The 19176-nt window shown below is 67.1% G+C and carries 24 protein-coding genes; 20 read left to right on the top strand and 4 right to left on the bottom strand.

Features of this window, described 5'->3' with window-relative positions:
* The first annotated feature begins 27 nt into the window (after positions 1–27).
* From AC5P65_RS14390 to AC5P65_RS14375, 4 genes are all read left to right on the top strand, one after another.
* Positions 28–687 carry a DUF2238 domain-containing protein gene (locus tag AC5P65_RS14390; protein ID WP_495215676.1) on the top strand — a complete coding sequence of 220 codons (660 nt, stop codon included), beginning with the start codon at positions 28–30 and terminating at the stop codon, positions 685–687.
* On the top strand, positions 684–1343 hold the full coding sequence (gene purN, locus AC5P65_RS14385; RefSeq protein ID WP_021202586.1) for a phosphoribosylglycinamide formyltransferase: 660 nt from the start codon (positions 684–686) through the stop codon (positions 1341–1343). The genes AC5P65_RS14390 and purN overlap by 4 nt, the downstream gene beginning before the upstream one ends.
* A 68-nt stretch (positions 1344–1411) precedes the next feature.
* Entirely contained in the window at positions 1412–2230 is an 819-nt protein-coding gene (locus AC5P65_RS14380; protein ID WP_111099199.1) for a DUF3108 domain-containing protein, read from the top strand.
* 2 nt (positions 2231–2232) lie between these two features.
* Positions 2233–2916, top strand: coding sequence for a DUF3108 domain-containing protein (locus AC5P65_RS14375; RefSeq protein WP_019659442.1), 684 nt, complete (start codon positions 2233–2235; stop codon positions 2914–2916).
* A 114-nt stretch (positions 2917–3030) separates the two neighbouring features.
* Here AC5P65_RS14375 and AC5P65_RS14370 read toward each other — a convergent pair whose 3' ends face one another.
* Genes AC5P65_RS14370 through AC5P65_RS14360 form a run of 3 tightly spaced genes read right to left on the bottom strand, consistent with a single transcriptional unit; the run spans position 3031 to position 4868 of the window.
* The gene (locus AC5P65_RS14370; protein ID WP_019659443.1) at positions 3031–3348 is read right to left on the bottom strand and encodes a hypothetical protein; all 318 of its coding nucleotides are present in this window, start codon (positions 3346–3348) and stop codon (positions 3031–3033) included.
* Positions 3345–4616, bottom strand: coding sequence for a UDP-N-acetylglucosamine 1-carboxyvinyltransferase (murA, locus tag AC5P65_RS14365; RefSeq protein ID WP_019659444.1), 1272 nt, complete (start codon positions 4614–4616; stop codon positions 3345–3347). Before murA ends, AC5P65_RS14370 begins: the two co-directional genes overlap by 4 nt.
* 21 nt (positions 4617–4637) lie before the next feature.
* Complete coding sequence (locus AC5P65_RS14360) at positions 4638–4868, bottom strand: BolA family protein (RefSeq protein WP_021202589.1); 231 nt, start codon at positions 4866–4868, stop codon at positions 4638–4640.
* 54 nt (positions 4869–4922) lie between these two features.
* Between AC5P65_RS14360 and AC5P65_RS14355 the strand changes: the two genes are divergently transcribed.
* The 16 genes from AC5P65_RS14355 (at position 4923) to AC5P65_RS14280 (ending at position 18325) form a co-directional block, all read left to right on the top strand.
* On the top strand, positions 4923–5924 hold the full coding sequence (locus tag AC5P65_RS14355) for a KpsF/GutQ family sugar-phosphate isomerase (RefSeq protein ID WP_019659445.1): 1002 nt from the start codon (positions 4923–4925) through the stop codon (positions 5922–5924).
* A 66-nt stretch (positions 5925–5990) separates the two neighbouring features.
* Positions 5991–6539 (top strand): KdsC family phosphatase, encoded by a 549-nt coding sequence (locus AC5P65_RS14350; RefSeq protein ID WP_019659446.1) that lies wholly within the window; start codon positions 5991–5993, stop codon positions 6537–6539.
* Positions 6536–7111, top strand: coding sequence for an LPS export ABC transporter periplasmic protein LptC (gene lptC / locus AC5P65_RS14345; RefSeq protein ID WP_019659447.1), 576 nt, complete (start codon positions 6536–6538; stop codon positions 7109–7111). Before AC5P65_RS14350 ends, lptC begins: the two co-directional genes overlap by 4 nt.
* 103 nt (positions 7112–7214) lie before the next feature.
* On the top strand, positions 7215–7766 hold the full coding sequence (gene lptA / locus AC5P65_RS14340; RefSeq protein ID WP_019659448.1) for a lipopolysaccharide transport periplasmic protein LptA: 552 nt from the start codon (positions 7215–7217) through the stop codon (positions 7764–7766).
* On the top strand, positions 7766–8485 hold the full coding sequence (gene lptB / locus AC5P65_RS14335) for an LPS export ABC transporter ATP-binding protein (RefSeq protein WP_019659449.1): 720 nt from the start codon (positions 7766–7768) through the stop codon (positions 8483–8485). Before lptA ends, lptB begins: the two co-directional genes overlap by 1 nt.
* Positions 8486–8524: 39 nt before the next feature.
* Positions 8525–9946 carry an RNA polymerase factor sigma-54 gene (locus AC5P65_RS14330; RefSeq protein WP_021202591.1) on the top strand — a complete coding sequence of 474 codons (1422 nt, stop codon included), beginning with the start codon at positions 8525–8527 and terminating at the stop codon, positions 9944–9946.
* Positions 9947–10004: 58 nt separating this feature from the next.
* A complete protein-coding gene (gene hpf, locus AC5P65_RS14325) occupies positions 10005–10322 on the top strand; it encodes a ribosome hibernation-promoting factor, HPF/YfiA family (RefSeq protein WP_004147311.1) in 318 nt (105 codons plus the stop codon).
* A gap of 21 nt (positions 10323–10343) precedes the next feature.
* Positions 10344–10796 carry a PTS sugar transporter subunit IIA gene (locus AC5P65_RS14320; protein ID WP_019659451.1) on the top strand — a complete coding sequence of 151 codons (453 nt, stop codon included), beginning with the start codon at positions 10344–10346 and terminating at the stop codon, positions 10794–10796.
* Positions 10793–11743: an HPr(Ser) kinase/phosphatase gene (gene hprK, locus AC5P65_RS14315; protein WP_019659452.1), complete on the top strand. Its 951-nt coding sequence runs from the start codon at positions 10793–10795 to the stop codon at positions 11741–11743. The genes AC5P65_RS14320 and hprK overlap by 4 nt, the downstream gene beginning before the upstream one ends.
* Positions 11744–11770: 27 nt before the next feature.
* Positions 11771–12655 carry an RNase adapter RapZ gene (rapZ, locus tag AC5P65_RS14310; RefSeq protein ID WP_019659453.1) on the top strand — a complete coding sequence of 295 codons (885 nt, stop codon included), beginning with the start codon at positions 11771–11773 and terminating at the stop codon, positions 12653–12655.
* A gap of 493 nt (positions 12656–13148) precedes the next feature.
* On the top strand, positions 13149–13541 hold the full coding sequence (locus AC5P65_RS14305) for a PTS sugar transporter subunit IIA (protein ID WP_019659454.1): 393 nt from the start codon (positions 13149–13151) through the stop codon (positions 13539–13541).
* Positions 13534–13803: an HPr family phosphocarrier protein gene (locus AC5P65_RS14300; RefSeq protein ID WP_005408385.1), complete on the top strand. Its 270-nt coding sequence runs from the start codon at positions 13534–13536 to the stop codon at positions 13801–13803. Before AC5P65_RS14305 ends, AC5P65_RS14300 begins: the two co-directional genes overlap by 8 nt.
* Positions 13804–13805: 2 nt before the next feature.
* A complete protein-coding gene (gene ptsP, locus AC5P65_RS14295; protein ID WP_111098563.1) occupies positions 13806–15575 on the top strand; it encodes a phosphoenolpyruvate--protein phosphotransferase in 1770 nt (589 codons plus the stop codon).
* 194 nt (positions 15576–15769) lie between these two features.
* The gene (gene mgtE / locus AC5P65_RS14290; protein ID WP_019659456.1) at positions 15770–17131 is read left to right on the top strand and encodes a magnesium transporter; all 1362 of its coding nucleotides are present in this window, start codon (positions 15770–15772) and stop codon (positions 17129–17131) included.
* A 59-nt stretch (positions 17132–17190) separates the two neighbouring features.
* Positions 17191–17457: a hypothetical protein gene (locus tag AC5P65_RS14285; RefSeq protein WP_021202593.1), complete on the top strand. Its 267-nt coding sequence runs from the start codon at positions 17191–17193 to the stop codon at positions 17455–17457.
* Between the two features lie 70 nt (positions 17458–17527).
* Positions 17528–18325 carry a carboxylesterase family protein gene (locus tag AC5P65_RS14280; protein WP_021202594.1) on the top strand — a complete coding sequence of 266 codons (798 nt, stop codon included), beginning with the start codon at positions 17528–17530 and terminating at the stop codon, positions 18323–18325.
* A 153-nt stretch (positions 18326–18478) separates the two neighbouring features.
* Here the strand turns inward: AC5P65_RS14280 and AC5P65_RS14275 are convergent, their stop codons facing one another.
* The gene (locus tag AC5P65_RS14275) at positions 18479–18970 is read right to left on the bottom strand and encodes an REP-associated tyrosine transposase (RefSeq protein WP_019659459.1); all 492 of its coding nucleotides are present in this window, start codon (positions 18968–18970) and stop codon (positions 18479–18481) included.
* Positions 18971–19176 lie beyond the last annotated feature (206 nt).

Below are 19176 nucleotides of genomic sequence, written 5' to 3'. Positions count from 1 at the left end.
CCATCGCTTCCTCCTGACCGATCCGACATGTCCGCGCCCGCCACCGCCGCAAACGCCACTGCCCGCGGCTATCGTGTTTCACTGCCCAAGAAGCTGGCCTTCGCCGCCGTACTGGCCGTGTTCCTGGTCAGCTGGATCGATCCGCTGTGGCCCGTCGAACAGGCCCTGCACAGCTCGCTGACCGTCGTCGGCCTGGCTGCCCTGCTCTGGGTGGACCGGCGTGGCTGGCTGGGCAATGGCGCCTTCATCGCGATCTGTGGCTTCATCGCACTGCATTGCGTGGGCGCGCGCTGGCTGTACTCCAACGTGCCCTACGACGCTTGGGCACAGGCGCTGGCCGGCTGGTCGCCGAATGCCGCCTTCGGCTGGCAGCGCAACCACTTCGACCGTCTCATCCACTTGTTGTTCGGCGTCTGCTTCACCCCCGCGCTGCTGCAGCTGGCCCGGCATGCCTGGCCGGCGCTGCGCCTGGGCCAGGCCTTCAGCCTGGCGGTGATGACGGTGATGTGCGCCAGCCTGGCCTACGAGTGGTTCGAGTGGGCCATCGCGCTTGCCCTGTCGCCCGACGCCGCCGAGGCCTACAACGGGCAGCAGGGCGACATGTGGGACGCTCATGCCGACATGCTGCTGGCGACCTTGGGCAGTCTGCTGACCTGGCCGTTGATCCGCCGGAGTGCCCGGCAATGAGCACGCCCACCCGCATTGCCGTGCTCGCCTCCGGCCGCGGCAGCAACCTGCAGGCCATCCTTGACGCAATTGCTGACGGCCGCCTGCCCGCCGAGGTTGTCGGCGTGTTCTCCGACCGCCCAGCCGCAGCCGCGCTGCAACGGGTCGGCGACAGCCTGCGCTGGGCGCATGCACCGAAAGAATTCGGTGACCGCGCCGCCTACGAGCAGGCCTTGGGCGATGCACTGGCCGCGGTCGCGCCGGATCTGATCGTCTGCGCCGGCTACATGCGCATTCTCGGCGCCGACTTCGTGCAGCGCTTCAATGGCCGGCTGGTCAACATCCACCCCTCCCTGCTACCGCTGCACAAGGGGCTGGACACGCATGCGCGGGCGCTGCACGCCGGCGATGCGGAGCATGGGGCCAGCGTGCACCTGGTGGTGCCCGAGCTGGATGCCGGCGCCGTGCTGGCCCAGGCGCGGGTGCCGGTGATGCCCGGCGATGACGCCGACAGCCTGGCGGCGCGTGTGCTGGCGGTGGAGCATCCGCTGCTGATCGCCACCCTGCAGCTGCTGTGCGCCGGCCGCCTGGCTGAACGGGAGGGCCAGCCACTGCTGGATGGTCACCCCCTGTTTAGCCCACTGGTCCTAGATTCCGCCGGGAACCTGAACCGGTAACGCCCACGCACACGCCCCGCTGACTGCGGGGCTGGCATCCTGCCCCCCTCCTGCAGCTCCTGTCCTCCATGAAGACCACGACCCTGCTGTCCACTTCATTGCTGCTGTCGCTTGTCGTGCTTCCCGGCGTGGGTTGGGGCCAGGCACAGGCGCCTGCCTCGCCGGTTCCGGCGCCAGCGGTGCAGCCGCCGGCCGAAACGACGGCCCCGGCCCTGCCGGCATTGGCGTGGGAACCGCCGCCGCTGCAGCCGTTCAGCGCCACCTACCAGGCCTTCTACAAGGGCAAGGAGGCCGGCGACGCCAGCATGCAGGTCACCCACACCGGCGGCAACCAGTGGCGGGTGGACATGCAGGTGGTCGGCCGCCGCGGGTTCGCCAGCGTGCTGGGACTGAACATCGAGCAGAGCACGGTCTTCGAGGAGCGCGCTGGCAGCTATGCACCGCTGAGCCAGAGCACGGTGCGCAAGGGCCTGTTTCTCGGCAAGAAGGCGGTCGGCACGTACAACTGGCAGGCCGGTACCGCGCAGTGGAGCGGCGATGTCGAGAAGAAGCGCGCACAGCCGATTCCGCTGCAGCCGGGCGACCAGAGTGCGCTGCTGATCAATCTGGCAATCATGCGCGACGCCCGCCCAGGCGCCGCGATGCACTACCGCTACGTGGACATGGGCAAGGTCCGCCAGCATGACTACCAGGCCGCGCCGCAGACCGAGAACGTCGAGGTCGGCGACCTGTCCTACAACGCGCTGCGGGTCTACCGGACCAACGGCGGCAAAAATGAAACCATCCTCTGGATCGCCAACGGGGTCCCCACCCCGGTGCGCATCCTGCAACGCGAAGACGGCGAAGACCGCGTCGATCTGCGCCTGATCGAATACCAAGGAGTCTGAGCATGAGCATCCCGACCCGCCCCCTCGCCTGGATCGCGGCCGCTGCCCTGTCCGTGGCCAGCCTGCCGGCCATGGCCCTGCAACCTTTCAAGGCGGATTACCTGGCCAGCTACATGGGCATGCAGGCCAACGGCACGATGACCCTGTCCAACGAAGGCAGCAACAAGTGGCGCTACAGCCTCCAGGTGAAGAACCAGCTCGCCGACCTGAGCCAGAGCACCGTGTTCGAGGAAGTACGTGGGCAACTGCGCCCGCTGAGCAGCCAGGACCGCTCGGCGCTGCTGGTGAAGAAGCGCAACGTGCAGGCCAATTACAACTGGACCAGCAACCAGGCCACCTGGACCGGCGACATCAAGCCGGACCGTGCCGGCCCCATCGCGCTGAAGGCCGGTGACATGGATGCGCTGCTGATCAACCTGGCGATCACCCGTGACCTGGCCGCCGGCAAGCCGCTGACCTATCGCATGGTCGACGAAGGCCGCATCAAGAACATGACCTACCGCGTGGTCGGCAAGGAATCGATCACCGTGGGCGGCAAGAGCTACGAGGCCACCAAGGTCTCGCGCGCCGACGGCAACAAGGAGCTGATCGCCTGGATCGTGCCGGAGTTCCCGGTGCCGGCGCGCATGCTGCAGCGTGAGGGCGGACGCGATGCGCTGGACCTGACCATCAAGGCGCTGAACTGACCGGAGATCCACGTCATCCACGCATGGCGTGGATCTACTGGAAACCTGGAGTAGATCCACGCCATGCGTGGATGGACGCCCCGGGAAAAACGCCCGCTTTCGCGGGCGTTTTTCTTACTTCTTTTCCTCGGCCGCAGCGGGCTTGAACTCGGTGCGGCAGTCCACGCGGATCTGCTCGCCGGTGCTGCGCCAGACGAAGGTGCGGCAATGACGGTTGCCGTCCTGGCTGTCGTTCACCGCGACCGCGTAGAACGACTCGATGATCTCGTCGCGCGAGACCGTGCCATCGCCGTTCCAGTCCATGTCCCTCTGCTCGATGCCCTGGGTAATGGCGATGTTGGCGTACCAGGCATAGCCCAGCCACGCCAGCACGATCAGCACCAGGGCCAGCAGTGCCTTGCGACGCGGGCTGAACTTGCCACGCAGGATCATGGCACGCGCCGGATGGTGGCGCCGAGCGAAGACAGCTTCTCTTCGATGTTCTCGTAGCCACGATCAAGGTGGTAGATGCGGTCGATGGTGGTCTCGCCGCTGGCCATCAGGCCGGCCAGGATCAGCGAGGCCGACGCACGCAGGTCGGTGGCCATCACCGGCGCACCGCTCAGGTGCTCGCTGCCACGCACGATGGCGGTGTGGCCTTCAACCTGGATGTCCGCGCCCAGACGCAGCAGTTCGTTGACGTGCATGAAACGGTTCTCGAAGATCGTTTCGTTGATCACGCCCACGCCGTCAGCCACGCAGTTGAGCGCCATGAACTGGGCCTGCATGTCGGTCGGGAATGCCGGGTACGGCGCGGTGGTCAGGTTGACCGCCTTCGGCCGCTTGCCCTGCATGTCCAGGGTGATGGTGTCGTCGGTGGTCTCGATCTTCGCACCGGCCTCGACCAGCTTGGACAGCACCGCGTCCATGGTGTTCGGGCGCGCACGGTTGACCGTGACCTTGCCGCCAGTCATCGCTGCGGCCACCAGGAAGGTGCCGGTCTCGATGCGGTCGGGCAGCACTTCGTGGCGGCCACCGGACAGGCGCTCGACGCCTTCGATCACCAGGCGGGCGGTGCCCAGTCCTTCGATCTTCGCGCCCAGCGCGATCAGGCAATGCGCCAGATCGGTCACTTCCGGCTCCATCGCACAGTTGTCGAGGATGGTGGTGCCTTCGGCCAGCACCGCGCCCATCAGCACGTTCTCGGTGCCGGTGACACTGACCATGTCGAAGGTGAAGTGGCCGCCCTTCAGGCGCTTGGCGCTGGCCTTGATGAAGCCGTTCTCGACCACGATCTCGGCACCCAGTGCCTGCAGGCCCTTGATGTGCTGGTCGACCGGACGCGAACCGATCGCGCAGCCGCCCGGCAGCGACACTTCGGCCGCGCCGAAGCGGGCCAGCAGCGGGCCCAGCACCAGGATCGAGGCGCGCATGGTCTTGACCAGCTCGTAAGGTGCCACGTGCTGGTTGACCGAACGCGGGTCGACCACGATCGCGCTGCCGCGCGACAGCGTGCCCTGGTCGATGGTGACCTTGGCACCCAGTTCGCCCAGCAGCTTCACCGTGGTGACCACGTCGTGCAGGTGCGGCACGTTGGTGATCTCCACCGGCGCATCGGCCAGCAGGGTCGCGCAGAGGATGGGAAGGACGGCGTTCTTGGCGCCGGAGATGCTCACTTCACCGTGCAGCGCAGCGCCGCCGGTCACAACGATCTTGGCCATGTATTGGGAATCTTCTGCGGTTCAGCCGGCTTCGGCCGGGGTCACGGTTTTCAGCGCCAGCGCGTGGATCGCGCCGCCCATCAGGTCGCCGAGGGTGGCATAGACCATCCGGTGGCGGGCCAGCGGCATCTTGCCGGCAAAGGCCTCGCAGACCACGGTCGCTTCGAAATGCACGCCATCGTCGCCACGCACATCGGCGCGGGCGCCAGGCAGGCCGGTTTCGATCAGATTGCGGATGGTGTCGGCGTCCAACGGGCTTTCCTAATAAAATGTGCATCCATTCTACTTCCGCTGCGTGGCGTCCGCATGGCTGAATCCCTGTTGCCCCCCCGTTCTGCCGACCCTGCCGGCCTGATCGCCAGTGGCCGCCGCGTGTTCGAGATCGAGCGGCAGGCGCTGGAGGCCGTGGCTGACCGCCTCGGCGAGGCCTTCCAGCAGGCCTGCCAGGCGATCCTGGCCAGCCGCGGGCGTGTGGTCGCCACCGGCATGGGCAAGTCCGGGCACATCGCCCGCAAGATCGCCGCCACCCTCGCCTCCACCGGCACCCCGGCGTTCTACGTGCACCCTGGCGAGGCCGGACACGGTGACCTGGGCATGATCACCGAGGACGATGTGGTGCTGGCGCTTTCCTATTCGGGGGAGTCGGACGAGCTGCTCATGCTGTTGCCGGTGCTCAAGCGCCAGGGCAACCTGCTGATCTCCATGACCGGCCGCCCGCAGTCCAGCCTGGCCACCGCCGCCGATATCCACCTGGACGTCAGCGTGCCGGCCGAGGCCTGCCCGCTGGCGCTGGCGCCGACCTCCAGCACCACCGCCTCGCTGGCGATGGGCGATGCGCTGGCCGTGGCCCTGCTCGACGCACGCGGCTTCACCGCCGACGATTTCGCCCGCTCGCACCCGGCCGGCAGCCTCGGCCGCCGCCTGCTGCTGCACATCACCGACGTCATGCATAGCGGCGAGGACCTGCCCAGCGTGGGTGCCGACGCCAGCCTCAGCGAGGCGCTGGTGGAAATGAGCCGCAAGCGACTCGGGATGACCGCCGTGGTCGACGCCGATGGCGTGCTGATCGGCCTGTTCACCGACGGCGACCTGCGCCGCGCGCTGGACAGCGCGCTTGACGTGCGCACCGCGAAGATCGCCGACGTGATGACCCGCAACCCGCGCACCATCGGGGCCGACCAGCTGGCCGTAGAGGCCGCGCGGCAGATGGAAACCCAGAAAATCAACGGCCTGATCGTGGTCGATGACCAGGGCCGTGCGGTAGGCGCCCTGAACATTCATGACCTGTTGCGGGCCCGGGTGGTTTAACCGACAGTCCGTAGACCCCATTCAGTCTGTAATGCCCCACCCGACCCCACCGAGCCTGCTGCCCTGATGCCCTGGTCCCCGCTGCCCGCCTTCCCTGCCCACCTGCATGCCGCTGCGGCCCGCGTCCGCCTGGCCTGCTTCGACGTGGACGGCACCCTCACTGACGGTCGGCTGTACTACGACAAGGAAGGGAACGAGAGCAAGGCGTACTTCGTGCAGGATGGCCTGGGCCTGAAACTGCTGCAGCAGCACGGCATCCACCCCGTGCTGATCACCGCGCGCAACAGCCAGTCCGCGCTCAAGCGCGGCGCCGACCTCGGCATCGACACCCAGATCGCCGTGGGCGACAAGCTGGCCAGCGTGCAGGCGCTGTGCGCGCAGCACGGCGTCGGCCTGGAGCAGGTGGCCTTCATGGGCGACGACCTGCCGGACCTGGCGCCGCTGGGCGCGGTCGGCCTGGCAGTGGCCCCGGCCAACGCCCACCCGTGGATCGCCGAGCGCGTGCACTGGCAGACCCGCGCCGACGGCGGACGTGGCGCCGCCCGCGAACTGTGCGACATCCTGCTGGCCGCACAGGGCCACGTGGATGCGGTGCTGGCGAGGTTCGGCGCATGAGCCTGCCGACACTGAACTGGCGCACCCTGCTGGGCGTCGGCCTGCTGCTGGCGGCGCTGCTCAGCAGCTGGGCCGCCCTGCGCAACCGCGACAAGGGCCCGGCCAACGACAGCCAGGAGCCGGGTGTGGACTACGTTCTGCACGACTTCCAGATCGTGGCCCTGGATGAGCACGGCAAGGAGTCGACCACCCTGCGTGCGCCGCGGCTGGAGCGCCAGCGTGGCGACCAGACCATCAACATCGCCACGCCGCTGTTCGAGATGCCGGACAAGGATGGCAAGCACTGGACCCTGCGTGCCGAGACCGGCTGGCTCAGCGCCAAGGGCGACCAGATGAAGCTGCGCGGCAATGTGGCCGGCGACAGCCCGGCCGATCCGGGCGTGGTGCCGACCACCTTCCGCACCGACCATCTGGACGTGTTCCCGAAGGAGAACCGCGCCCGCACCGACGCCCTGGTGACCATGACCCGCCCGGGCATGGAACAGTCCGGCGTCGGCTTCGAAGTGGATTCGAAGAACAACACGTATCATTTCCTCAGCCAGTCCAAGGGCCGTTACACGCCCAAACGCTGATTCCGCCGCCAGCCCGCGACGTCTCCGGACAGGCGCAGGGCCGGCAGCCCCACCCTCCGCCCCCGGCCCGCCCGGGAGGCCCCCACCGGTAGAACGGACCCCGATGAAGATTTCCTTTGCCGCCGTACTCGCGCTCGGTCTTCTTGTCCCCAGCGCCGCCTTCGCCAAGTCCACCGACCGCAACGAAGACATGCACATCGATTCCGGCGCCCAGTCCGGCACGCTCACCGGCGACGGCAAGACCGTGCTGTCGCAGGGCGTGATCATCACCCAGGGCACGCTGGACCTGCGCTCGTCCGAGGCCGAGATCTACCTCAAGGATGGCGAAGCCGTGCGCGCGGTGTTCACTGGCAAGCAGGCCAAGATGAAGCAGCAGCTCGATGACGGCACCTGGATGGATGCCGTTGCCGACCGCATCGACTACGACATCAAGACCGAGATCATCACCCTGACCGGCAACTACAAGGTCACCAGCGCGCGCGGCACCAATGCCGGCCAGCGCATGGTCTACAACACCCGCACCGGCGAAATGAACTCCGGTGGTGACGGCAGCCGTGTGCGCACCGTCATCCCGCCGAAGAACAAGACCCCGGCCGCGCCTGCGGCACAGCCCAAGGCCACCACGCCGGCGCAGCCGGCCGGGAGCAGGAAGTAATGCTCGTCGCCAAGGGCCTGCGCAAGAAGTACAAGCAGCGCGAAGTCGTCAAGGATTTCGGGCTGACCCTCGACGCCGGCGAAGTGGTCGGCCTGCTGGGCCCCAACGGTGCCGGCAAGACCACCTGCTTCTACATGATCGTCGGCCTGGTTGCGGCTGACGCTGGCAGCATCGTGCTCGACGGCAAGGACATCACCGGCGACCCGATGTATACCCGCGCCAAGCAGGGCGTGGGCTATCTGCCGCAGGAACCGTCGGTATTCCGCAAGCTGACCGTGGCCGACAACATCCGCCTGGTGCTGGAGCTGCGCGAAGACCTGGATGCGGCCGGCCGCGAGCGCGAATTGAACAGCCTGCTCGACGAACTGCAGCTGGGCCATGTTGCCGACCAGCTTGGCGCCAGCCTGTCCGGTGGCGAACGCCGCCGCTGCGAGATCGCCCGCGCCCTGGCAGCGCAGCCGCGCCTGATCCTGCTTGACGAGCCGTTCGCCGGTGTCGATCCGATTTCGGTCGGCGAGATCCAGCGCATCGTCACCCATCTCAAGCAGCGTGGCATCGGCGTGCTGATCACCGACCACAACGTGCGCGAGACCTTGGGTATCTGCGACCGCGCGTATATCCTCGCCGAGGGCAGCGTGCTGGCCCAGGGTTCGCCGGAAGCGATCCTGGACAACGCCGATGTACGCCGCGTCTACCTCGGGGATTCCTTCAAGCTGTGAAGCAGTCGCCGGGTCCCTTTCCTTCCTTTCGGCACAGGCATGAAGACTCGGCTGCAGACATCGTTGGGACAGCAACTGGTGCTTACGCCCCAGTTGCAGCAGGCGATCAAGCTGCTGCAGATGTCCACCACCGAGCTGGAGCTGGAAATCGCCCAGGCGGTGGAAAGCAATCCGCTGCTGGACTGGGCCGACAGCAGTGACAGCAGCAGTCCTGCCGGCGAAGGCGACGACAACGGCAACGATGCGCCCGCAGAACGCGCCGATGCCGGCGACGACTGGGCGCCGGCGGAACTGGACTGGAACGCGTCCGGCAGCGGCGGCAGCTTCGACGATGACGACGACAATGGCAGCGCCGCCGAGCGCGTAGCCGAAACCGAAACGCTGGCCGACCATCTGCTGTGGCAGCTGCATCTGTCGCATCTGTCCCCACGTGATCGCAGCATCGGTGCCGCGCTCATCGATGCACTGGACGATGACGGTTATCTGCGCGAACCGCTGGGCACCATCGCCGACACCCTGTTGCCGGCGATCCACGCCGGCGAGGACGAGATCCTCGCCGTGCTGCATCGCATCCAGCGCTTCGATCCGGTGGGTGTGGCTGCACGCACGCTGGGCGAATGCCTGCTGCTGCAGCTGGATGTGCTGCCCGGCGAAACGCCCGGGCTGGCGCTGGCGCGACAGATTGCCGCAGGCCCGCTGGAACGGCTGCCACGCAGTGGCGTCGCCGGGCTTGCTCATGAGTTGAAGCAGCCGATGGACGAGGTCGAGACTGCCGTCGCACTGCTGCGCTCGCTGGACCCGCGCCCGGGCACGCAGATCGCACCGCTGTCGCAGGACACTTACGTGGTGCCGGACGTGGTGGTATGGCGGCAGAACGGCGTGTGGCGCGCTGCACTGGCCGCCCATGCCGGGCCGAAGGTGGTGATCCACCGCGGCTACGAACAGCTTATCCGGCGTTGCGGCGACGCCGATGCCGGCTACCTGCGTGCCCAGCTGCAGGAAGCACGCTGGCTGCTGAAAGGCCTGCAGCAGCGCGGCGAAACCCTGTTGCGCGTCGTGCGCAGCCTGATCCTGCAGCAGGCCGGCTTCCTTGAATTCGGCGAGCAGGCGCTGCGCCCACTGACCCTGCGCGAGATTGCCACCGAACTGGGCCTGCACGAATCCACGGTGTCGCGTGCGATCGCCCGCAAGCACGTGCGCACCCCGCGCGGCACCCTGCCACTGCGGGCCTTCTTCGCCTCCGGCATCGATACCGAAGGCGGCGGCGAGGCGTCCAGCACCGCCATCCAGGCGATGATCCGGCGCCTGATCGACGATGAGAATCCGCGCAAGCCGCTTTCTGACGCCAAGCTGGCTGACCTGCTCAAATCGTCGGGAATCCCAGTAGCGCGGCGCACCGTGGCGAAGTATCGTGAAGCCATGAACATTTCCGCCTCGCACGAAAGGGTCAGAATCGCTTGACGCGCCGCCGCGCCCGGCGGAGAGGTTCATTGGCACATCCGAACACAGGAGAAACCCGATGCGCATCGAAACGTTTGGCAAAGATGTCGAAGTCACCCCGGCCCTGCAGTCCTATGTGGAGGAAAAGCTGGCCCGGATCGGAAAGCACTTCGACCAGCACTGCGAAGCGCGGGTGACCCTCAAGCTGCAGAAGACCGAACACCATGTCGACGCCAGCCTCAACATCCCGGGCCAGACCCTGCACGCGGAGGCCAATGCCCAGACCATGTATGCCGCGATCGACCTGCTTGCGGACAAGCTTGACCGCCTGGTGATCAAGCACAAGGAGAAAAAACAGCAGCACGCGCCGCTGCCGGTGGGCGACAATGGTGGCTGATCGCCACCGTTCCCCGCAGACATGCCCCTGACTGACCTCCTGGCGGCCGTGCAGACCCAGCTCTGCACGGCCACCGACCGTGACAGCGTCCTGCAGGCCGCCGCCGGGTTGCTGGCCTGCCGCCAGGCCAATGCCGAACAGATCTATCTGAACCTGTGCCAGCGCGAAGCCTTGGGCAGCACCGCGATCGGCCACGGCATCGCCATCCCCCACGGCCGCGCGCCTACCCTTGATCGCCCCCGTGGCGCCCTGCTGCGATTGGCCGCCCCGGTCGATTTCGGCGGCGACGAACCGGTGGACCTGGTGTTCGCCATGGCCGTCCCCGCCCACTACACCCACCAGCACCTGATGCTGTTGTCCGAGCTGGCCGAACTGTTTTCCGCGCCGGACATCCGCCAGGCCCTGCGCGAAGCGGGCGATGCCCGGGCGCTGCGCGAGGCGCTGGACATGACCCCTCCTGCGAGTGCCGCATGAATACCAGCATCACCGCCCGTGAACTGTTCGAACAGCAGCGCGAGCGGCTGGGGTTGCGCTGGGCCGCCGGCAAGTCCGGTGAGAAGCGCGAGCTGGAGGCCGGCAATACCGTCTCGCGGCGTCCCTCGCTGGCCGGCTACCTCAACGCGATCTATCCCAACAAGGTGCAGATCCTGGGCACCGAGGAACTGTCCTGGCTGGATGCACTGGAACCACGCCAGCGCTGGGAGACCATCGAAAAGATCATGCAGTCGCACCCGCTGGCGCTGGTGCTGACCCGCAACCAGCCCTGCCCGGAAGACCTCCGCGCCGCTGCTGACGAATCCGGCACGCCGCTGTGGCTCTCGCCCAAGCGCGGCCACGAACTGCTCAACCACCTGTCCTACCATCTGGCGCGTACGCTGGCGCCGCGGGTGATCCTGCACGGCGTGTTCATGGAGATCTATTCCATCGGCGTGCTGATCACCGGCGAGGCCGGATCGGGCAAGAGCGAGCTGGCGCTGGAGCTGCTCACCCGCGGCCATCGCCTGGTCGCCGACGATGCCCCCGAGTTCACCCAGATCGCCCCGGACGTACTCGACGGCACCTGCCCCGAACTGCTGCAGGACCTGCTGGAAGTGCGCGGCCTGGGCGTGCTCAACGTGCGCGAGATGTTCGGCGACACGGCTGTAAAGAAGAACAAGTACCTTCGGCTGATCGTCCACCTGACCAAGCCGATGACCGAACCCACCCCACATGGCTACGAACGCCTGACCGGCGATTCGGGCACCCGCCATGTGCTGGACCTGGACGTTCCGCTGATCACCCTGCCGGTGATGCCCGGCCGCAACCTGGCCGTACTGACCGAAGCCGCGACCCGCCTGCACATCCTGCGCACCAAGGGCATCGACCCGGCGGCTATGTTCATCGCCCGCCACAGCAACCTGCTGGAACGGCGAACACCCTGATTTCCCTGCCCCTCGAAGAGCCTGTCCATGAGCACCGTCACCCCCTCCGCCCCGACCCTGATCATCGTCAGCGGCCTGTCCGGCTCGGGTAAATCCGTCGCCCTGAAGACCTTCGAGGACCAGGACTACTACTGCTCGGACAACCTGCCGATCAATCTGCTGCCCGACTTCGTGCGCAGCCTGCTGGCCAACCATGACGGCAGCGCGCCGCGCCGCCTGGCCGTGGGCATCGACGTTCGCGGACAGGCCGATCTGAGCCAGCTGGGCAACTGGCGGCAGCTGGCCACTGACGCCGGCGTGGAAGTGAAGGTACTGTTCTTCGAGGCCAGCGATGAGGCTGTGCTCAAGCGCTACGCCGACACCCGGCGCCGTCATCCGCTGAGCCAGCTGGGCCTGTCGCTGCCCGAAGCGATCGCACGCGAACGTGAATTGACGGCACCGCTGCGCCGAGAGGCCGATGCGGTGATCGATACCAGCAACCTCAACGTGCATCAGCTGCGGCGGCGGATCATCACCGAGTTCACGCTGGACCATGCCACCGGACTGTCCCTGCTGTTCGAATCGTTCGCGTACAAGCGCGGCGTGCCGGCCGAGGCGGACTTCGTATTCGATGCGCGGGTGCTGCCCAATCCACACTGGGACCCCGATCTGCGTGCGCTGAGCGGCCGCGAACCGGGCGTGCGCGACTATCTGGAAGCACAGCCGGACGTGCAGCGTTACCTGGCCCAGCTGATGGATTTCCTCGATACGTGGCTGCCGAAACTGGGGGATGGCACCCGCAGCTACGTGACGGTGGCGTTCGGCTGCACCGGCGGCAAGCACCGCTCGGTGTTCCTGGCCGAGCGCCTGGCCCGGCATGCCCGCGAGATGGGCTGGGAAGATGTGGCCACGTATCACCGCGAACAGGATTGAGGGTGGTCGGCCGGGCTGCGCCCAGCACCCGCCGGTAGTGCCGGCCGCTGGCCGGCAACAGCAACAGCAACAGCAGAAGCGGCATTCCGTGGGATGGCGGGGCGGTGTGGATCTGCAGCACACGCCGTAGACCCCGCTCCGCGGTCCGGCCCAGCCGCTGGCGGCTGGGCGTTCGGGCGCTTGCGAAGCAGTGCTTCGCAAGCAAAGCGCCCTCACCCCTGGGGGCTCGATGGCGCCATCCATGGCGCCAACGGTCCTGCAGACCCACACCGCCCCACCTCTGACAGATTTCTGCTGCTGGTGGGTGTCGACCCTGGTCGACACGATGGATCCACGCGTGCGTGGATGAATCGCTGTCAGGCATCGAAAAACGGATGGGGTCGGATCTCTTTCTCAACTGAAAGGCTCCCCTTGCGAGCAACGCTGAATACGGGACACAGTGCCCCTCATCTGCTGCTATCGCCAATTCACCCTGACCTGTTAACGTGCAGTAATGACCTGTGGCATTCTCCTCGTAACACATCCGGGGGTCGGGCCCGCCCTGCTTGAGGTGGCGACCCGGCTCCTGCGGCAATTGCCGCTGAAAACCGAAGCTTTCGAAGTGCCGTTCGACGCAGACCTGGACGCCCTGCTCCCGCTCGCCTCGGCCGCCCTGCGGCGGGTCGATGCAGGGGATGGCGTGCTGATCCTGACCGACCTGTACGGCGCCAGCCCCGCCAACCTAGCCGGGCAGCTGGCCCGGTTGGGGACCCCGGTTCGCCGGGTATCGGCGCTGAGCCTGCCGATGTTGCTGCGGGTGATGAATTATCCGGAACAGGGACTGGATCAACTGCCCGCCACAGCCGCGGCGGGCACCCGTAATGGAGCGATAGTCGACGATGCTTGAACGAGAACTCACCGTGAGCAACCGCCTGGGCCTGCACGCCCGGGCCACCGCCAAGCTGGTGCAGACCCTGGCGCCGTTCCGCTGCAACGTGACCATGGCCGCCAAGGGCCGTGAGATCAACGCCAAGAGCATCATGGGCGTGATGCTGCTGGCCGCCGGCCAGGGCACTCCGGTCACGGTGCGCATCAACGGCGAGGACGAAGCCGCCGCGATGGAAGCGGTGGTCGGTCTGTTCGAGCGCCGCTTCGACGAGGACAGCTGAGCGTGCAGCGCGCGCGCGCCGGCCAGGCTCCTTCCGGCCAGCGGCCGGTCCAGCTGCTGGCTGGGCACGGTGCTGCCCGTGGCGCGGCGATGGGCCGCGCACGGGTACGCCTGCCGCATGCGCTGGAGGTGGCCGAGCAACGCATCGGCGCCCACCAGGTCGAGGCCGAGCTGGCCCGCCTGCATCGTGCGGTGGATGCCGCGCGCACGGAAATGCACGAACTGCGCCAGCGCCTGCATGGCGCATTGAACCAGGAAGTGGGCGAGTTCCTGGACCTGCACGCGCTGCTGCTGGACGATCCCGAGCTGTTGTTCGGGCTGGACGAGCTGATCCGCAGCGGTCCCTACAGTGCCGGCTACGCATTGCGCCTGCAGCGTGACCGCCTGGCCAAGGTCTTCGATGGCATGGACGATGCCTACCTGAAGAGCCGCATGGACGACCTGGACCATGTCATCGGCCGCATCCACGCGTTCCTGCAGCCTGAACGCGCGCCGGTGATGAAGGGCCTGGCCGGCGAGATCCTGGTCTGCGACAACATCGCCCCGTCCGAACTGGCCCAGCTGCAGGCCCAGGGCGTGGTTGGCATCGTCACCGCCGCCGGCAGCGCGCTGTCGCACAGTGCGATCCTGGCGCGCAGCCTGCATCTGCCGTTGATCGTGAACGTTCCGCAGCTGCTCAGCCGCATCGCCGATGGCGACGTGCTGATCATCGATGGCGCCGACGGCAGCATCACCGCCAACCCGCAGGCCGACAACCTGCGTGACTATCGCGCGCGCCTGAAGGAGCATGCGCGCGAGCAGCGCGAGCTCGGCCGCCTGCGCAGCAAGCCCAGCCGCACCCGCGACCAGGTCGACATCGCCCTGCTGGCCAATGCCGAATCGCTGGAAGACGTCACCCAGGCGCACGCGCTGGGCGCGCAGGGACTGGGCCTGTACCGCACCGAGTTCCTGTTCCTGCAGCGCAACGAGCTGCCGGATGAAGAAGAACAGTTCCAGACCTACCGGGATGCCGCGTTGGGCATGAGCGGGCGACCGGTCACCATCCGCACGCTCGATCTGGGCGCGGACAAGGCCGACCGCACCGGCCTGACCCTCAGCAATGAAGAGAACCCCGCCCTGGGTCTGCGCGGCGTACGCCTGTCGCTGGCACGCCCGAAGGTGGCCGATACCCAGCTGCGCGCGATCCTGCGCGCCTCCGCCTACGGCAAGCTGCGCGTGCTGGTGCCGATGGTCAGCACCCGCGAGGAACTGCTGGCGGTGCGCCGGCGCATGCTCAAGCTGACCGAACAGCTGCGCGGCGAGGGCCACATGGTGTCCGACCACGTGCCGCTGGGCGCGATGATCGAAGTTCCTGCGGCAGCACTGGCGCTGGAGAGCTTCATCGACCTGGTCGATTTCCTGTCGATCGGCACCAATGACCTGGTGCAGTACCTGCTGGCCGCCGACCGCAACAACGAGGCACTGGGCGAACTGTATTCGCCACTGCATCCGGCCGTGCTGCGACTGCTGCAGATGGTGATCGAGACCGGCGCGCGTCACCGCATCCCGGTGGCGGTCTGCGGCGAGATGGCCGGCGACGCACGGATGACCCCGCTGCTGCTGGCGCTGGGCCTGACCGAGTTCAGCCTGCACCCCGGCACGCTGCTGGAAGTGCGCCGTGCGATCCGCGATGCCGATCTGGCCGCATTGCGCGCGCGCGCGCCGAAGCTGCTGGCCGCACGCGACCGCCGCGCGATCGAGCGCTGGCTGGCGCTGGTGGCCGAAACGGCCTGACTGCCGAGGGTAGTGCTGGTCGCTGGCCGGCAATCTCGTGGACTTCGATGGGGACGATTGCGGGCCAGCGGCCGGCGCAACCACCGCCCCTCGGCTATGCGTTGAAACATCCCCTTGCGATAATGACGCGCTGAACACCCCTGTTGCCGCATCCTTGCCGGGATCGCGGCTTTTCTTATCCCGCGGGAGCTGCGATGGCTGAAGCCGTACGCCACGACAAGACTGCGCGCCAACTGCGGATGCTGTCCGACGCACTGGACAGCGGTCGGCTGGGCCCGGTGCGTCGCCTGGTCAACACCCTGGCCCCGGCCGAGATCGGCAACCTGCTTGAATCGCTGCCGCCGGGCAAGCGTGAGGTGGTGTGGGGCCTGGTCGATCCGGAAGATGACGGCGAGGTGCTGGTCCACGTCGGCGACGACGTGCGCGAGAGCCTGCTCGCGGACATGGACCCGGACGAAATCATCGCCGCGGTCGAAGACCTGGACATCGACGACCTGGCCGACCTGGTCGAAGACCTGCCCGATACGGTCATCGACGAAGTCCTCAAGTCGATGGACCGCGAGAACCGCGAGCGCCTGGAACAGGTGCTGTCCTATCCCGAGGACAGTGCCGGCCGCCTGATGAACCCGGACGTGGTGACCGTGCGCGCCGACGTCAACGTGGACGTGGTGCTGCGCTACCTGCGCCTGCGCGGCGAACTGCCGGACCACACCGACCACCTGTTCGTGGTCAGCCGGCGCCATCAGTACCTTGGCCGGGTGTCGCTGGCGGCACTGGTGACCCACGAGGACACCACCCCGATCAACCGCCTGATCGACGACGAGCAGCCGGCCATCGACGTCGGCGAGAGCGACCAGGAAGTCGCGCGGCAGTTCTCCGACCATGACTGGATCTCCGCACCGGTGGTGGACGAGAACAACATCCTCGTTGGTCGCATCACCATCGATGACGTGGTCGACATCATCCGTGGCCAGGCCGAGCACCAGGCGCTGGGCGCCGCCGGCCTGGACGAGGACGAGGATCTGTTCAGCCCGGTCTGGCGCGCCATGCGCCGCCGCCTGATGTGGCTGTCGATCAACCTGTGCACGGCCTTCCTGGCCTCCAGCGTGGTCGGTCACTTCGAGGGCACCATCGACAAGCTGGTGGCGCTGGCGGTGCTGATGCCGATCGTGGCCGGCCTCGGTGGCAACGCCGGCACCCAGGTGCTGGCGCTGATGGTGCGCGGCCTGGCGCTGGGCCAGGTGGGCGCCTCCAACGCGCGCACCCTGCTGTGGAAGGAAGTGCGTGTTGCGCTGCTGAACGGCGTGATGCTCGGCTCGGTGCTGGGCCTGATCGTATTGGCCTGGTTCCATTCACCCGGGCTGTCTGCGGTGATCGCCATCGCGCTGACCTGCAACCTGCTGTTCGCAGCGCTGGCCGGCGTGCTGGTGCCGCTCACACTGAAACGCTTCGGCTTCGATCCAGCGCTGGCCAGCGGTATCTTCCTGACCGCAGTGACCGACTCGATGGGCTTCTTCACTTTCCTCGGCCTGGCCACGCTGGTGCTGCTGCACTGACCGCATCGAGGATCGGCCCCCGCCACGCGGGTCGTTGACTCCACCCAACCGGAACACCCATGGCAACAACGATCGAAAACTATTTCCAGCCCGGCTGGCGCGACCAGCAGCACACCTGCCCGGCCTGCGAGTGGAAGGGCAGCTCGCGCGCCATGGAGATGGAACTGGACGAGGACGCCACCGAGTATGACTGCCCGGTCTGCGAGAACCCGCTGCTGGTGGTCCTGCACCCGGATATGGCGCAGGTGCAGGCTGCGGCGGCGGCAGGCAATGCCGATGCGCAGGAACAACTGGACATCATTGCCAGCTTCCCGCGCCCGCAGTGACGCGGCGCACGATGCCGCGCTGGCGACAGCGGACTACGATGCAGGCGATCTCGCCACTTCGGGAAACCCCATGGTCCGTTTGCTGTCGCGCTGGCTGCCACTGCTGGCCCTTCTGTTGATGAGCGCCTGCACGTCGCTGCCGGATGGCGCGCGGGGTCGCTTCGAAGCCCGCGCCGTGAAGGTGGATGGCGAGACGGCCTACTACCAGGTATTCATTCCGGCCGCATCGGCGCGTACACCGGGCTCACTGCCGGTCGTGCTGTTCCTGCACGGTTCGGGCGAGCGCGGCGCCGATGGCGTGAAGCAGACCCACGCGGGGCTGGGACCGTACCTGCGCGAGCAGGCCGCCGATTTCCCTGCGTTGGCCGTATTTCCGCAGGCGCCGGGACGCGGGGAATGGAGCGGGCGCAACAACCGTGTGGCCCTGGCCGCGCTGGATGCAGCGATCGCCGAGTTCGGTGCCGATCCGGCGCGGCAATACCTGACCGGCATGTCGATGGGTGGCTACGGCAGCTGGAATATCGCCTTGGACAACCCGCACCGATTTGCTGCGATCGTGCCGGTATGCGGCGCGGTGCTGGCGCCGCGCGCGGTACGTCCGACCCTGTTCGTCGAACAGGTGGCCGGTGAAACCGACCCGTATGCGGCCATTGCCCAGCGCCTGCGGCAGACGCCGATCTGGATCTTCCATGGCGCGCTGGATGACGTGGTGCCGCCGGATGACGACCGCCGGCTGCACGCCGCATTCCAGAACGCCAACGCGCGTGACGTGCGCTACACCGAATACCCGGAAGGCAACCACAATGCCTGGGACGCCACCTACGCCGACCCGGCGATGTGGGAATGGATGTTCGCGCAGAAGCGCTGAGCCATAGCTTCTGCTGGGAAACATCTGTGGGTGGATGCCAACCGTTGGTCGGCTTGGGTATTGGTGGATGCCAACCGTTGGTCGGCTTGGGTATTGGTGGGTGCCGACCGTTGGTCGGCTCGGGTATTGGTGGGTGCCGACCGTTGGTCGGCACTATCTCTCCGCTTCGGGGTAATCCATTGCTTGGTACCTCCCATCGATCTCCCATCTGCACCAGGCATACGGATACTCTCCCACGCAGCTCGCCAAGTTCGCCCTGACCGGGTTGGCGACGATGTACATCGCATGGCGAAACAGTGATTCTTCAGAACGCATGGCGTGATCGTGATAGCTCGATTGCCAAAATGGTCCTGTCTTACCCAGCATGCGGTTGATCCGCAATGCACTGCTCGATTTGAAGCGTTGCATGATGTAGTCCAGCGAGAACGCACGGATCTCCACAAGCCAATGGATGTGGTCCGGCATGACCACATAGGCAAGTGAGTGCGTCAGGCCATCATCATCAATGCGACGGAACACATCCATCACCTCCTGTGCCGCAGTGGCATCATCGAAGTAGCGTCGACGTTCCTGGGTGACGGTGGTCAGGATGTAGGATTGCCCGATCCGGGAATGACGGCCAAGGCGTAGGCGTGCGCGGTTCATGGGCCCAAGCGTGCGCCTGCCGGTATCCCTCTTCTATCGGGCAACCACGTCAGTACAGGTAGGCCCGGAACCATTCAATGGCCAGGCCCGCACTTCACCGCACTGATGGTTCGGTGCCGACCAACGGTCGGCACCCACCGGGTCGGATGAGGACAGATCTGCCGTGCCGACCAACGGTCGGCCCCCACCGGGTCGGATGAGGACAG

The sequence above is a fragment of the Stenotrophomonas sp. YJH_SMC_48-3 genome, from assembly GCF_059369375.1.
This window is presented reverse-complemented; position numbering and strand designations above follow the sequence as displayed.

What these genes read in the sequence shown, in the direction of transcription:
- AC5P65_RS14280 (WP_021202594.1), top strand. Translation starts at nt 17,528, where the DNA reads ATGGTCCGTTTGCTGTCGCGCTGGCTGCCACTGCTGGCCCTTCTGTTG.
- lptC (WP_019659447.1), top strand. Translation starts at nt 6,536, where the DNA reads ATGAGCCTGCCGACACTGAACTGGCGCACCCTGCTGGGCGTCGGCCTG.
- purN (WP_021202586.1), top strand. Translation starts at nt 684, where the DNA reads ATGAGCACGCCCACCCGCATTGCCGTGCTCGCCTCCGGCCGCGGCAGC.
- AC5P65_RS14390 (WP_495215676.1), top strand. Translation starts at nt 28, where the DNA reads ATGTCCGCGCCCGCCACCGCCGCAAACGCCACTGCCCGCGGCTATCGT.
- lptA (WP_019659448.1), top strand. Translation starts at nt 7,215, where the DNA reads ATGAAGATTTCCTTTGCCGCCGTACTCGCGCTCGGTCTTCTTGTCCCC.
- AC5P65_RS14285 (WP_021202593.1), top strand. Translation starts at nt 17,191, where the DNA reads ATGGCAACAACGATCGAAAACTATTTCCAGCCCGGCTGGCGCGACCAG.
- mgtE (WP_019659456.1), top strand. Translation starts at nt 15,770, where the DNA reads ATGGCTGAAGCCGTACGCCACGACAAGACTGCGCGCCAACTGCGGATG.
- AC5P65_RS14275 (WP_019659459.1), bottom strand. Translation starts at nt 18,970, where the DNA reads ATGAACCGCGCACGCCTACGCCTTGGCCGTCATTCCCGGATCGGGCAA.
- AC5P65_RS14370 (WP_019659443.1), bottom strand. Translation starts at nt 3,348, where the DNA reads ATGATCCTGCGTGGCAAGTTCAGCCCGCGTCGCAAGGCACTGCTGGCC.
- lptB (WP_019659449.1), top strand. Translation starts at nt 7,766, where the DNA reads ATGCTCGTCGCCAAGGGCCTGCGCAAGAAGTACAAGCAGCGCGAAGTC.
- hpf (WP_004147311.1), top strand. Translation starts at nt 10,005, where the DNA reads ATGCGCATCGAAACGTTTGGCAAAGATGTCGAAGTCACCCCGGCCCTG.
- AC5P65_RS14355 (WP_019659445.1), top strand. Translation starts at nt 4,923, where the DNA reads ATGGCTGAATCCCTGTTGCCCCCCCGTTCTGCCGACCCTGCCGGCCTG.
- AC5P65_RS14380 (WP_111099199.1), top strand. Translation starts at nt 1,412, where the DNA reads ATGAAGACCACGACCCTGCTGTCCACTTCATTGCTGCTGTCGCTTGTC.
- AC5P65_RS14320 (WP_019659451.1), top strand. Translation starts at nt 10,344, where the DNA reads ATGCCCCTGACTGACCTCCTGGCGGCCGTGCAGACCCAGCTCTGCACG.
- AC5P65_RS14300 (WP_005408385.1), top strand. Translation starts at nt 13,534, where the DNA reads ATGCTTGAACGAGAACTCACCGTGAGCAACCGCCTGGGCCTGCACGCC.
- AC5P65_RS14330 (WP_021202591.1), top strand. Translation starts at nt 8,525, where the DNA reads ATGAAGACTCGGCTGCAGACATCGTTGGGACAGCAACTGGTGCTTACG.
- AC5P65_RS14375 (WP_019659442.1), top strand. Translation starts at nt 2,233, where the DNA reads ATGAGCATCCCGACCCGCCCCCTCGCCTGGATCGCGGCCGCTGCCCTG.
- AC5P65_RS14350 (WP_019659446.1), top strand. Translation starts at nt 5,991, where the DNA reads ATGCCCTGGTCCCCGCTGCCCGCCTTCCCTGCCCACCTGCATGCCGCT.
- murA (WP_019659444.1), bottom strand. Translation starts at nt 4,616, where the DNA reads ATGGCCAAGATCGTTGTGACCGGCGGCGCTGCGCTGCACGGTGAAGTG.
- hprK (WP_019659452.1), top strand. Translation starts at nt 10,793, where the DNA reads ATGAATACCAGCATCACCGCCCGTGAACTGTTCGAACAGCAGCGCGAG.
- AC5P65_RS14305 (WP_019659454.1), top strand. Translation starts at nt 13,149, where the DNA reads ATGACCTGTGGCATTCTCCTCGTAACACATCCGGGGGTCGGGCCCGCC.
- rapZ (WP_019659453.1), top strand. Translation starts at nt 11,771, where the DNA reads ATGAGCACCGTCACCCCCTCCGCCCCGACCCTGATCATCGTCAGCGGC.